This window comes from Acinetobacter variabilis (assembly GCF_000369625.1).
Taxonomy (GTDB): domain Bacteria; phylum Pseudomonadota; class Gammaproteobacteria; order Pseudomonadales; family Moraxellaceae; genus Acinetobacter; species Acinetobacter variabilis.
On record NZ_KB850113.1, the window covers coordinates 1 to 12997 of the forward strand.

Genomic DNA, 12997 nt, shown 5'->3' on the forward strand with positions numbered 1-12997 from the left:
TCGCCATTTAAAGAGGTACGCGAGCTGGGTTTAGAACGTCGTGAGACAGTTCGGTCCCTATCTACCGTGGGCGCTGGAAATTTGAGAGGATCTGCTCCTAGTACGAGAGGACCAGAGTGGACGAACCTCTGGTGTACCGGTTGTGACGCCAGTCGCATCGCCGGGTAGCTATGTTCGGAAGGGATAACCGCTGAAAGCATCTAAGCGGGAAGCCTACCTCAAGATAAGATTTCCCCGAGACTTTATGTCTCCTAAAGAGCCGTTGAAGACTACGACGTTGATAGGTTGGATGTGGAAGCATAGCGATATGTGAAGCTGACCAATACTAATTGCTCGTGAGGCTTGACTATACAACACCCAAGCAGTTGTATATAAAGCATCAATTGATTTCATATTGATCTAACGATCAGATAAAGCCTTGATTTAGTTAAGCTAATCGAACAAACTACTGCGACTCGGATAAATCTGTTAATGCATTCTATTTGAAGAAAGCTAGGCAAACGAAGCGCAAGCAACGTAGATAAGACCGTAGCGAGTAATCATCCCAGTTGTGCTGGCGACCATAGCAAGAGTGAACCACCTGATCCCTTCCCGAACTCAGAAGTGAAACCTCTTAGCGCTGATGGTAGTGTGGGGTCTCCCATGTGAGAGTAAGTCATCGCCAGCTCATTATTCCAAAAAGCCCTCTGCTCACGCAGGGGGCTTTTTTTTATGAGTGGGATTTAAAAAATTAAGTCAAATTATATTAATTTACAAATTGGTTAATTACTGTTTAATAAAAATAAGTGATTAATAATGCTTATAAAATTATATAAAAATGACGTTAAGGTTCATGAAATCATTATAGTTTTGTGTGTTTTTTTATCAAACTATGTTATAAAAGTTAAAACGGCATGAAAATTGCTTATAAAACGAGATTTTTATTAGGGGGTCATATGAAACTATCAGTGGGATTACGAATTGCCAACTCGCTGTCATTAACTCCACAGTTACAACAAGCAATCCGCTTATTACAATTATCCAGTCTGGAACTAGAGCAAGAAATCCAGCTACAACTTGATAGTAATCCTTTGTTAGAAAAAGTTGAAGAGCAAATCAGTGTTGAAAGTCTTTCTACTGTTGATGCGGGTCAAAAGGATTTAACTAATGAACTTAATGCAGACCATCTTCCGGACGATCTCCCTGTAGATACCGACTGGGATGATGTCTATACTCATCAACCTACAAGTCTGGGTGCAGCAGAGTTCGAAGAGCGGGAAGACAATCGTCAAAGCCAGCAAAGCCTACAAGAATATATGCTCGAGCAGATTAATCTGCTGCACTTTTCTCGCATTGATCAGCTGATTGCCTACTGCATTATTGATTCTCTAGATGAAAAGGGTTTTCTGGATGCAGAAATTTCTGAGATTACTGCATCAGTACAGCATCTTTTATCTTCCATGGATTATGAGGAAGAAATCGAAGAGGATGAAGTACTCGTTGTTCTCAAGCATGTTCAGCGTCTTGATCCGATTGGAGTGGGTTCTAGAAATCTCGCTGAGTGTTTATTGATTCAGCTAGATAGCCTACCAGTTAATACCCCTTGTCGTAATGATGCGGTCAAATTGCTGCAACATTATGAGTTGCTGATTACCAATGAATTACCAAAACTCATTAAACAAACTGGCTTAAATCAGGAACAATTGCGCTGTGCCGTTGATTTACTGAAAACTCTTAAGCCATATCCGGGACTGGAGTTTGAAAGTAAGGAATCTGATTATCAGATCCCAGATGTCGTGGTAATGAAAAAGAATGACTGCTGGCAGGTGATGTTGAATCCTGATGTGATGCCAAAGTTAAGACTAAATTCTTTTTATACCAATATGATTCGTCGTGCTGATCAAAGTGAAGATAATCAATACCTGCGTAATCAGATGCTGGAAGCGAAAAACTTTATTAAAAGTATTGATGAACGACATAAAACTTTATTGAAAGTAGCGACCTGTATTGTTGAACATCAGAAAAGCTTTTTAGAGATTGGTCCTGAAGGTATGAAACCTCTGGTTTTACGGGATATTGCTGAAGAAGTGGAACTACATGAATCAACTGTATCCCGTGTAACAACTAACAAATATATGCTGACCCCACGTGGTTTATTCGAACTGAAATACTTCTTCTCGAGTCATGTGGGAACAACTTCTGGGGGAGAGGCTTCATCTACTGCAATCCGTGCTAAAATTAAGAAAATGATTGCTGAAGAAAATGCACGTAAGCCTTTATCTGACAATGCAATTGCCAATCTTTTGAAAGAAGAGGGGATTGATGTAGCACGACGTACGGTCGCGAAATATCGTGAATCGTTACATATTCCTTCCTCTTCTGAGCGAAAAGTCTTGATCTAGTTTTTGAAATTTGATTATTCTAGAGATTCATTATGACATTGTAATGAATCTTTTTTTCTTTTGAGAAATAGTAAAAATGATCTGAATAAATGCTTTAAATCACGATTTTGCTTGAGCAAGTTATTGTATTCTTTTCATTTTTAACTGTGACTCTTCTGATCCTAATGAAGGTGAGGGATAGAACTATGCAAATAACAATTCGTGGACATCATTTATCAATTACGCCAGCGATTGAAGAAACTATAAAAACGAAATTTTCACAGATGACCAAACATCTGGATCAGGTGAACAGCATGCAGGTTAAGCTTTCCAAAGATCATCAGATTGATAAGCGCTCAAAAAGAGGCAGTAGTAACCATATCGCAGAAGCGATTGTCCGTTTACCGGGTATTGAGTTTTTTGCCCATGCCAATGCTGATGACATGTATACCTCGATTAAAATTTTGACGGAAAAATTAAAAAAACAGATTGACCGATATCGCGAAATGCAGCTGGATCATCAGAGTTTAGCCATTTAAGCGACCAAATGGGGAAAAAGAGGTTTTTAAAAGCCTCTTTTTTTATATATATAATGTATGTGACTAATGAATTATTTTTTACATTTATAGTAAAATGACTCGTTTTACACCCTTAGTCCTATAAGAGGTCTTGTGATGAATAATGAACAGCTCGCTGAAATTTTAAAAGCCGCTTTTCCTGAGGCGGATGTTGCTGTGAGTGGTCAGGGCGGAAAATTCGATCTCCGTATTGTGGATGATCAGTTTGAAGGTAAACGTCCGGTTGCACGTCAACAAGCTGTTTATGCTCCTCTCAATTCCCATATTGCCAGTGGTGCAGTGCATGCTGTGACCATTCGTGCATTGACCAAAGAAGAATGGCGTAAAGCAAGCTTATTTGGAGCTTAATCAATTAATGGATAAATTCTTAATTCAGGGCGGTATTAAGCTCGACGGTGAAGTGCGTATTTCTGGTGCAAAAAATGCAGCGCTTCCATTATTAGCAGCAATGATTCTTGCTGATACGCCAATCACACTTAGAAATGTTCCAAATCTAAAAGATGTAAATACCTTGGTGAAGCTGATTGCAGGTCTTGGGATCACGATTAGCTATGAAGGCGATACAGTTATTGCAGATACCTCTACCTTAGATAACCAGTTTGCCCCTTATGAACTCGTAAAGACCATGCGTGCTTCTATTTTGGTGCTTGGTCCTCTCTTGGCGCGCTACGGTAGTGCAAAAGTATCTTTACCAGGTGGATGTGCGATTGGTTCCCGTCCAGTCGATCAGCATTTGAAAGCACTAGAAGCTTTGGGTGCCGAGATTGAGGTTGAGGCCGGCTATGTCCATGCCAAAGTCGATGGTCGTCTGAAAGGCGGTGAAGTCGTATTTGATATGGTGACTGTGGGTGGTACTGAAAATATTCTGATGGCTGCAGTATTGGCGGATGGTGTGACTATGATTCGCAATGCGGCGCGCGAACCTGAAATTACCGATCTTGCTCAAATGCTGATCAAGATGGGTGCGAAAATTGAAGGTCTGGATACCGATACCCTAGTGGTTACCGGTGTAGAAAGCCTGCATGGCTGTGAATATGCAGTGGTTGCCGACCGTATTGAAACCGGTTCTTATCTGGCTGCTGCAGCTATTACGGGTGGTCGTGTTAAAACCACACATACAGATCCGGCTTTAATGGAAGCTGTACTGGATAAGTTTGAGGAAATGGGTGCAGAAGTCACTCGTGGGGATGACTGGATTGAACTGGATATGATGGGCAAACGTCCGAAGGCGGTGAGCTTCCGTACCTTGCCACATCCAGATTTCCCAACAGATATGCAAGCCCAGTTAATGGCAGTCAATGCCATTGGCCGTGGATTTGCCACAATTTCTGAAACGATTTTTGAAAACCGTTTTATGCATGTTCCTGAATTGGCCCGTATGGGAGCCAATATTCAGGTCGAAGGTAATGATGCTGTCGTAACGGGTGTAGAAAAACTTTCTGCAGCGCCTGTGATGGCAACAGATTTACGTGCTTCATTCTCTTTAGTTCTTGCAGCACTTGCAGCCGAAGGAGAAACATTGATTGACCGTATTTATCATATTGACCGCGGTTATGAAGATGTCGAAGCAAAGTTACAAGGTTTAGGTGCCCAAATTAAGCGAGTAAGTTAATGAGTGATATGAGAAACGATGATCCAAACTTTGACGTAATGGGCAATTTTGATCATGGTTTAACGTTAGCATTAAGCAAGGGCCGTATCTTAAAAGAAACTTTACCTCTGCTTGAAACAGCAGGGATTAACCTGCTGGAAGATCCGGATAAATCACGTAAGCTGATTTTTCCAACCACGCATAAACAGGTGCGTATCCTGATTTTACGTGCTTCTGATGTGCCGACTTATGTTGAAAATGGCGCGGCAGATATCGGTGTTGCAGGTAAAGATGTGTTGATGGAACATGGCGCGCAAAATGTCTATGAACCATTAGATCTGAAAATTGCCAACTGTAAATTGATGACAGCAGGTAAAGTCGGCATGGAGCGTCCGAAAGGCCGTTTAAAAATTGCGACTAAATACGTGAATCTGACCCGTCAATACTACGCGAGCCTCGGTGAACAGGTTGATGTGATCAAGCTTTATGGTTCAATGGAACTTGCACCACTGGTGGGTTTAGGTGATTACATTGTTGATGTGGTTGATACAGGCAATACACTGCGTGCCAATGGTCTTGAACCACTTGAAGAAATTTGCAAAGTCTCTTCACGTCTGATTGTGAACAAAGCCAGCTTTAAACGTAAGCAGGCATTGCTGAATCCGATTCTTGCTCAGCTTGAGCAAGCAGTTGAAGCACGAGAACAGGCGAAAAAAGCTTAAATTTAAGCTTTATCAAAGACCGTCCACTTTGGGCGGTTTTTTTATTGCTGATTATAAATATAAGAAGTTCAATGCTTTCATCAATTTTATCAAAAGCTATTTCCAATAAAACTCATAGCACAAGTCTGTTCTAGCTACCGACAAAGTCTTTGAAAACAGGTAAACTAAAGCCTTCGAATTCAAACCTTATAGGTAAATTGATGCGACGTTTATCGACACAAGATCAAAACTTCAAGCAGGCATTTGCTGACTTGTTGGCTTTTGAAACCGTGAATGATCCTGAACTTTTAAAAACTGTAGACCAAATTATTGCTGACGTACGTCAGCATGGTGATGCTCATGTTCTTAAATTGACTCAGCAGTTCGATCGACATCCAGCGCATCAATTTTCAGGTTTAGAACTGACTCAAGAGCAACTTAAAGCAGCCTTTGAAGGCTTGACGACGGAAGTGCGTGAAGCTTTAGAATTGGCTGCAAACCGCATTCGTGAATTCCATCAGGCACAAAAACAGGATGGTTGGACGTATGTCGACGCTCTAGGTAATACCTTGGGTCAGAAAGTGACGCCATTGGATCGCGTAGGGATCTATGTACCAGGTGGCTTAGCATCTTATCCATCTTCGGTGTTAATGAATGCTGTTCCTGCACATGTGGCAGGTGTAGGTGAAATTGTTATGGTGGTGCCTGCTCCAAATGGTGAACTGAACCCATTAGTCTTGGCTGCTGCCTATCTGGCTGGCGTACACCGTATATTTACCATTGGTGGCGCACAAGCAGTTGCTGCATTGGCCTATGGTACAGAAACCATTCCACGTGTCGATAAAATCACTGGTCCAGGTAACCGTTTTGTGGCTGCGGCAAAACGTGCAGTATTTGGTCAGGTCGGTATCGACATGATTGCTGGTCCTTCAGAAATTCTGGTCTATGCAGAAGGGCAGAACAATGCCAAATGGTTAGCGATGGATTTGTTATCTCAAGCTGAGCATGACACTGTTGCTCAAGCTGTATTTATTACGCCTGATGAACAGCTTCTCAATGAAGTAGAACAAGCAATTGAAGAACATTTGCAAGCTCTACCAAAAGCAGAAATTGCCCGCACTTCAATTGCCAATCGTGGTGCATTAGTGCTTGTGAAAGATCGTACTGAAGGTATTGAGCTAATTAACCAGGTGGCACCTGAACATTTAATGCTGTGTCTGGATGAAGCACAGCAAATGGCTGAAGAGATCCGACATGCGGGTGCAATCTTCATGGGACGTTATACGCCTGAAGCGATTGGTGACTATTGTGCAGGTCCGAACCATGTATTACCAACATCGGGTACAGCACGTTTCTCATCACCACTGGGTGTCTATGATTTCCAGAAACGTTCAAGCCTGATTATGTGTTCTGAAGACGGTGTGAAAACCCTTGCGAAAACTGCAGATGTTCTGGCACAGCAGGAAAATCTGGATGCGCATGCACGCTCAGCACGTTATCGCTATCAGTAATTAAATACTTATATTGAATAAAAGATATTTCTCTCCCTTTGTGAGAGGTTAGGTAAGGGGAATTATTTAACCTCTCCCTAACCCTCTCCTATAAGGAGAGGGAATTTGAGAATAGAAAATGTCGAATATCACCATAGAGCAAATGCGTTTTTGGAGCCCTGAAGTCCGTGAGCTAGAGCCTTACGTTCCAGGCGAACAGCCCAAAATTCAAAACCTTTTAAAATTAAATACCAATGAAAATCCGTATCCGCCATCACCGAAAGTCGTGGAAGCGGTGCAAAAAATTTTAGCCAATGACGCAGATGTTTTACGCCTTTATCCAGATCCCGATGCATCTGAATTGAAACATGCCATAGCTAAACAACAAAATGTGGCTGCTGAAAATGTCTTTGTCGGTAACGGTTCTGATGAAGTTCTAGCACATATCTTTAAAGCCTTTTTTATTCAGGAACAGCCACTGCTTTATCCAGATATTACCTATAGTTTCTATCCGGTTTATAGCCAGTTCTTTGGTGTCAAAACCAAAATCTTGCCACTCAATGAAAATTTTGAAATTGTGGTAGATGATTATAAACAGCCAAATGGCGGTATTATCATCACCAATCCGAATGCGCCAACCAGTATTGCGCTTGGTTTGTCTGCCATTGAAGAAATTCTGCAAGCGAATCCTGATTCAGTGGTCGTTATTGATGAAGCCTATGTAGATTTTGGTGCTGAATCAGCAGTGAGTTTGATTGAAAAATATGAGAATTTAGTAGTCTGTCAAACGACTTCAAAATCCCGCTCTTTAGCTGGCCTACGTGTAGGTTTCGCGATTGCCCAACCCCATCTGATTGCAGCGCTTGAAGCGGTAAAGAACAGCTTTAACTCTTATCCAATGGATCGTTTTGCGATTGCGGCTGCAGTGGCTTCATTCGAAGATCAGAAATACTTTGAAGCACAAAATGCTAAAGTCATTGCCAGTCGTGAAAAACTGGTTAATCAGTTGAATGAGCTTGGTTTCAAAGTCTTGCCATCAAGCGCGAACTTTATTTTTGCTTCACTACCATCAAAAGATGCAGGTGAGTTAGCGGCTGAATTACGGGAATGCGGCATTATCGTACGTTACTTTAATAAACCTCGTATCAATCAATTTTTACGTATTACCATTGGTACAGATGAGCAAAATCAGCGTTTAGTAGATACATTGAAAAATGATATTTTAGCTTAATTAAATCCACCCTAACCCTCCTTTGATAAAGGAGGGGACCTTTTTCTTTTTAAAGAGAGGTTAGGGGAGATTTATAAAAAAGCGGCTCAACCGAGTCGCTTTTTTATTTATTTAGGTTTATACCAGGTATTGAGTAAATCCAGCATGGCATCAACCTTATCAAAACATTCCTGATATTCCGCATCACAGTCAGAAGAAATCGTAATTCCGCCACCAGCCCAAAGTGAAACCTCATCCTGATATTTCTGAATCGAGCGAATCAGAATATTCCAGCTTCCTGTTCCATCAAAATTAAAATAACCTAATGAACCACAATACGCTCCACGTGGAGCACCTTCTAACTCTTCAATAATTTGCATGGCGCGAATCTTTGGTGCACCGGTAATTGATCCACCTGGAAGTGCAGACAGTAATACATCAAAAGGATGCACACCTTCTTTTAAGGTCGCTTCGACTTCGCTGACCATATGATGTACCTGATTAAATGACTCAATATTGAATAGTTTAGGTGTCTTGACTGAACCTGTTTCTGCATAAACACTGAGGTCATTGCGTAGTAAATCTACAATCATGACATTTTCAGCCTGATCCTTCTTTGAGTCTTTTAATCGTTGTTTGGATTGCTCATCAAGCACCGGATCAGCAAAACGTGGCATGGTACCTTTAATCGGTTTGGTGACAATTTTTCGATGTGCTTCAAAGTCAATAAACAGTTCAGGTGAACAGCTCAATAATTCAAAATTACCAATACGAAGATAGCCCGCATATGGCGCATTGGTTAATGTCCAGAAAGCATGTGCAGTTCCTAATAATGAACCTTCAGCAAGTGCTGTAAATTCTTGGGTTAAGTTAATCTGGTAACAATCACCGGCTAGAATATAATCCTGAATATCCTGAAATGCCTGTGCATAGCGAGATTTATCCCAACGTGGGCTGCAAAGAGTTTTTAATTGAAACCTCGGTTGTATAGGTGATTGATTTAATAGATTTTGAAGATGATTGAAAATATCTGCTGCTTGCGGATCATGGCTATAGAATACCCATTGATCAGCTTCAAACTTAATATAAGAATCAAACTGACCGATAAATAGGCCAGGTTGAGGCCGCTGCGGGTATTGGGTATGCTGTTGAGCAGCGTAATCATAGCCAATAAACCCAATATAACCCCCAGAAAATTCATTCGCTTTAATATCTGGAGTTTGCTCAAGCTCTAAGATGAGTTTAGCTATATCAGCCTGATATTGCTCGATATCCACTCTCTTAAATGCCTGAATTTGTCCATCCTGCACCATAAAATATTTCTGTGCACAGCAGGCAATAAAAGGCTGTCCATTATTATTTAAATATATCAGGTGATCTAAGGGACTTAATGCATGCAATAGATCTTTAAGCTGAAGAGATGCAAAACTTAAAGGACAATGGTAAGGAGCTTCGTTCATTCAGTAGCGCATATTCCGATATGACCCGGTATTTTATATCAAGAATAGGAAAAAATATTTCTAAATCATCAAATACCGTTTGTCGGTAAGCTCAATATTGCGACCAACGACAGTTGATCAAAATATGACTCGACGTTAAGTTAAGTGGGCGAGCAAAATTACTCAAGGAAAGATGCTTTGCGTTGTCAGAAAATAAAAAACACAACGTCAGCACTGAGTGATTCACAACCAAAAAAATAGTACTCTTGGGAGAGTAAACAATGAAAAAATTCACAAAATTGGCTTTAGCTGCTTCAGTTGCTTTTAGTGCAAACGCAATGGCGATGCAATCACTGGACGATGCATCTCTAAGCGCGACTACAGGTCAGGACGGTTTGAAAATCGGTATCGGTATTTCAAAAATTGAAATTGAAAAACTATTTATCCATGATAATGATGGTTTAGCTGAAGATTCTACTGCAAAAGCGGGTGTTATTGAAATTTATAATAATGATGGAGCTGTTCTTCGCCCTGGAGAGGCTGCTAATGGTATTGTGGGAGGTACTGGTGAAGCAGGTGCAATCTATATCAAAGCGAATGGTAAGGGTAGAACAGCAGCTAATGGTATCGTGATTGGTGCAAACTACGATGACAATGGTGCGTATTTACTAGCTTCACGTAACCTTGCAGATTTAACCATTGACTCAGATGCTGGTGCTGGTAACCCGTTTATCAACATTGCCGCTGAAGTATCTGGTTTAGATATTAACATCGGTGAAATTGGGGTTGTGGGATCAGCTTCATCTCTTACAGATTATGAAAGTGGTTTAGCTTCAGCTACTAGTATTCGCCGTGGTGGTGCTGGTAAGGAAAATGCGATTTTATCTGGCCTATCATTTAAAACAGGTCCAATGTCTGCCAATATTCAATTAGGTGCTGCTCCACAGGGTGCAATGATTAAGCTGAATGCAACAATGACTGGGGGCTTAACAATTACAGATTTGGGTATTTTCGATAATTCAACAGCTGGTCAACAAGTTGCTGCAGGTGTAAACACCTCAGGCCCAGGTGAAATCTTCATTGAAAGCATTAAGTTGACAGATGCTAACTCTAAAGATTTGACATTGAACCAAAGCATCAGTGTATTTGGCGAATCAACTGCAAACGATGGTTTCATTCGTATTGTGAGTACAAGTGGTGCACATGATAACTATGTGAAAGGTATTCACCTAGGTAGCCAAAATGCAGCATCAATTGGTGATATGGAAATCCAAGGTCTGCAAACTTACTTTAGCCCGGGAACTGGCCAATATGCAAAAGGTGCAATTATTACCATTTCTGGTCACTAATTTTTACCTTAAAAAAGCGCGTGTTTACACGCGCTTTTTTTATGACTACAACATCTATCTAAAAAAATAAAAAAAGACTGTATTTTTTTGAAAAAGAAGATATCTTTCTAGTTACAGGGAAGTAGAGTGAAGACTCTATAAAAAGAAAAATTAGGCACATCATGCCAATGATAAGAAAAGTAAAAGAATATGTTAGAGATTGCATTGGGCTCGGCATTGATGTATTACGCTGCCAAAGAAGCTCTGGATATTAAAAAACAGCCACCAGGCGCTGTTCACTATACTGAAGTTCTTGATTCAAGAAATGATTCTTTCGTACGTATGCACCGCGAACATGTGGAAGTCAAACCTGCACTGTTAGACCAGTTTCAGGGAATTGTGCGTCAGGCTTATGATTATAGTTGTGGTTCAGCAGCACTTACGACTTTATTAAATGGCTATGTAGGTACTCGGCTGGATGAGCAGCAAGTCATGAATGGCCTAATGAAATTTGGTGAAACGGATAAAATCATCGAACGTCGTAGCTTTTCCCTTCTTGATATGAAGCGTTTTGTTGCTGCCTTAGGCCTGGAAAGTGGTGGCTATCGCGGAGAATTTGAAGATCTGGTTAAACAGGGACAACCCGCCATTGTTCCTATTTCCTATGCAGGATTTAAACATTTTGTCGTGTACAAAGCTTATAAAAATGGACGGGTGTATGTTGCCGATCCAGCACTGGGTAATATCAGTTTTGATGAACAGCGATTTAAGGAAGTTTGGGAAAACAATACTTTATATTTAATTAATGTCCCTGAACAATATCGAAAAAACTTTTTGGCATTAAAAGATTCGGATATGCGTCATGTCGAAGATGCAACCATTAACCGTTATGCTTTAGTTGATATGCAGTATCCACAGTTCTATATGGATAAAATTGCCGATAAAGCATCGACTATCCGTATGGATCGTAACCGTAATGTAGATTCAGAAAAATTTGGGGAATATCAATATAATTTTCTCAGACTTTATTACAAGAATAAATAAAACGAAAAGATGGCTATAGAAAAATTAAAAATGGTGAAATGGATATGAACAGTAAATGGATGAACAAGACATTCTTGGCGCTCAGCATTCAGATGGTTATGGGAGTGGCATGGGCTGCGGATGAGCCTGAACTGGGTGAGTATGAAACGGTTGAGGAAGAAGTAGTCGAGACTGCTGCATCCATTGATATTCAGCCTGAACCAGCAGCAACTCAAGCTGTAGTAGAGCCTGAACTTGGAGGATATGAAACCGTTCAGGAAGAAGCTGTTGTTGAAACAGCTGCACCTGTTGAAGCTCCAGCCACTCAAGCAGTAGATGCATCTCAAGCCTTACAGAAAAAAGAAGGAGATGCTACTCAGGAAGCAAGTCTAGAAGAAGTATTTACTTCAAATGAGCGTCAATACTCACTTATTAAACAAGGCGAAATTTCATCCTATTACGATATTGATTATACCTATTATCGAGATACACAACTCGATATGGAAATGGCACAGGGCCAGCTGTATCAGCTCCGTGTTCAGGAAAATGCAACACATAGCCTGACCAATACTTTCACTTTTCAGTACGGGGTGAAAGATAACCTGACCTTAACAGCTTCCTTACCTTTGGTGGCTAAGACAGATTTATTAAAAGATACCTCTACAGCCGGATTAGGGGATATTAGTCTGGGTGCACGTTGGGAGCCCTTCCCTTTAAAAGCAGGTCGTTTACCACTTATTTTATTTGCCAATTTGTCGACGAAAACAGGTGATAGCCCATATGAAATTAATGCAGCAAAAGATCTGGCTGCAGGTAAAGGATATTACTCAGCCGGTGTGGGGGCGAGTACTCGTAAATATATTGACCCGGTAGTGTTATTTGCCTCAGTTTCTGCAAATTATGGGTTTAAGGAATCAGGCTTAGATCAGCGTCGCGGTACACGAATTATTGAAGAGTTTGAACCAGGGATTAGTGGTGGTTTTGCTTTCGGTTTCGCTTATTCATTTAACTATGATGTTTCCATGACTATGTCATATCAGCAAAGCTTTAATACTGGTGCCGAATTTAAGTATCACACGGGTGAAAGCTATTCAGCCGCTGATCAGACTAGCTCGACTTTTGCGATTTCTTTAGGGGTGCGTGTATCCCCAGAAACCATTGTAAATGGTACGGTCGGATTGGGGCTGACCGAAGATGCACCAGATGTTTCACTGGGACTTTCATTCCCACTTGATATTTTAGGTTTCGGTAAGAAATTCAGTTAATAGGGGTGTCGT

The 12997-nt window shown here is 40.9% G+C and carries 11 protein-coding genes and 2 rRNA genes; 12 read left to right on the forward strand and 1 reads right to left on the reverse strand.

Translation table 11 applies throughout. The features are described 5' to 3' along the window. The 9 genes from F897_RS05735 to hisC form a co-directional block, all read left to right on the forward strand. A 23S ribosomal RNA gene (locus F897_RS05735) occupies positions 1-350 on the forward strand; the annotation flags it as partial. Positions 351-552: 202 nt separating this feature from the next. Beyond that, positions 553-667: ribosomal RNA gene (rrf, locus tag F897_RS05740) — 5S ribosomal RNA — on the forward strand. A 268-nt stretch (positions 668-935) separates the two neighbouring features. Continuing rightward, the gene (locus F897_RS05745; RefSeq protein ID WP_005234121.1) at positions 936-2381 is read left to right on the forward strand and encodes an RNA polymerase factor sigma-54; all 1446 of its coding nucleotides are present in this window, start codon (positions 936-938) and stop codon (positions 2379-2381) included. A gap of 185 nt (positions 2382-2566) precedes the next feature. Then, positions 2567-2899: a ribosome hibernation-promoting factor, HPF/YfiA family gene (gene hpf, locus F897_RS05750; RefSeq protein ID WP_005234124.1), complete on the forward strand. Its 333-nt coding sequence runs from the start codon at positions 2567-2569 to the stop codon at positions 2897-2899. A 135-nt stretch (positions 2900-3034) separates the two neighbouring features. After that, the gene (ibaG, locus tag F897_RS05755) at positions 3035-3286 is read left to right on the forward strand and encodes a BolA family iron metabolism protein IbaG (protein ID WP_004783413.1); all 252 of its coding nucleotides are present in this window, start codon (positions 3035-3037) and stop codon (positions 3284-3286) included. 7 nt (positions 3287-3293) lie between these two features. Then, entirely contained in the window at positions 3294-4550 is a 1257-nt protein-coding gene (gene murA, locus F897_RS05760) for a UDP-N-acetylglucosamine 1-carboxyvinyltransferase (protein ID WP_005234126.1), read from the forward strand. Next, positions 4550-5251 (forward strand): ATP phosphoribosyltransferase, encoded by a 702-nt coding sequence (gene hisG, locus F897_RS05765; RefSeq protein WP_005234128.1) that lies wholly within the window; start codon positions 4550-4552, stop codon positions 5249-5251. Before murA ends, hisG begins: the two co-directional genes overlap by 1 nt. A 188-nt stretch (positions 5252-5439) precedes the next feature. Beyond that, positions 5440-6741, forward strand: a complete 1302-nt coding sequence (gene hisD, locus F897_RS05770) for a histidinol dehydrogenase (protein ID WP_164071347.1) — start codon at positions 5440-5442, stop codon at positions 6739-6741. Positions 6742-6859: 118 nt separating this feature from the next. Further along, positions 6860-7951, forward strand: coding sequence for a histidinol-phosphate transaminase (gene hisC, locus F897_RS05775; protein WP_005234132.1), 1092 nt, complete (start codon positions 6860-6862; stop codon positions 7949-7951). 107 nt (positions 7952-8058) lie between these two features. Here the strand turns inward: hisC and F897_RS05780 are convergent, their stop codons facing one another. After that, positions 8059-9390 carry an anthranilate synthase component I family protein gene (locus F897_RS05780; RefSeq protein ID WP_005234133.1) on the reverse strand — a complete coding sequence of 444 codons (1332 nt, stop codon included), beginning with the start codon at positions 9388-9390 and terminating at the stop codon, positions 8059-8061. 260 nt (positions 9391-9650) lie between these two features. Between F897_RS05780 and filA the strand changes: the two genes are divergently transcribed. From filA to filC, 3 genes are all read left to right on the forward strand, one after another. Further along, positions 9651-10718, forward strand: a complete 1068-nt coding sequence (gene filA / locus F897_RS05785) for a putative pilus system protein FilA (protein ID WP_005234135.1) — start codon at positions 9651-9653, stop codon at positions 10716-10718. Positions 10719-10907: 189 nt separating this feature from the next. After that, on the forward strand, positions 10908-11741 hold the full coding sequence (gene filB, locus F897_RS05790) for a putative pilus system C39 family peptidase FilB (protein ID WP_005234137.1): 834 nt from the start codon (positions 10908-10910) through the stop codon (positions 11739-11741). A 38-nt stretch (positions 11742-11779) separates the two neighbouring features. After that, positions 11780-12985: a putative pilus system protein FilC gene (gene filC / locus F897_RS05795; RefSeq protein ID WP_005234147.1), complete on the forward strand. Its 1206-nt coding sequence runs from the start codon at positions 11780-11782 to the stop codon at positions 12983-12985. Positions 12986-12997 lie beyond the last annotated feature (12 nt).

Excerpts from the sequence above, each read along its gene's own strand:
- hisG (WP_005234128.1), top strand. The coding sequence starts at position 4,550 with ATGAGTGATATGAGAAACGATGATCCAAACTTTGACGTAATGGGCAAT.
- filA (WP_005234135.1), top strand. The coding sequence starts at position 9,651 with ATGAAAAAATTCACAAAATTGGCTTTAGCTGCTTCAGTTGCTTTTAGT.
- filC (WP_005234147.1), top strand. The coding sequence starts at position 11,780 with ATGGATATGAACAGTAAATGGATGAACAAGACATTCTTGGCGCTCAGC.
- F897_RS05780 (WP_005234133.1), bottom strand. The coding sequence starts at position 9,390 with ATGAACGAAGCTCCTTACCATTGTCCTTTAAGTTTTGCATCTCTTCAG.
- hisC (WP_005234132.1), top strand. The coding sequence starts at position 6,860 with ATGTCGAATATCACCATAGAGCAAATGCGTTTTTGGAGCCCTGAAGTC.
- ibaG (WP_004783413.1), top strand. The coding sequence starts at position 3,035 with ATGAATAATGAACAGCTCGCTGAAATTTTAAAAGCCGCTTTTCCTGAG.
- hpf (WP_005234124.1), top strand. The coding sequence starts at position 2,567 with ATGCAAATAACAATTCGTGGACATCATTTATCAATTACGCCAGCGATT.
- murA (WP_005234126.1), top strand. The coding sequence starts at position 3,294 with ATGGATAAATTCTTAATTCAGGGCGGTATTAAGCTCGACGGTGAAGTG.
- filB (WP_005234137.1), top strand. The coding sequence starts at position 10,908 with ATGTTAGAGATTGCATTGGGCTCGGCATTGATGTATTACGCTGCCAAA.
- F897_RS05745 (WP_005234121.1), top strand. The coding sequence starts at position 936 with ATGAAACTATCAGTGGGATTACGAATTGCCAACTCGCTGTCATTAACT.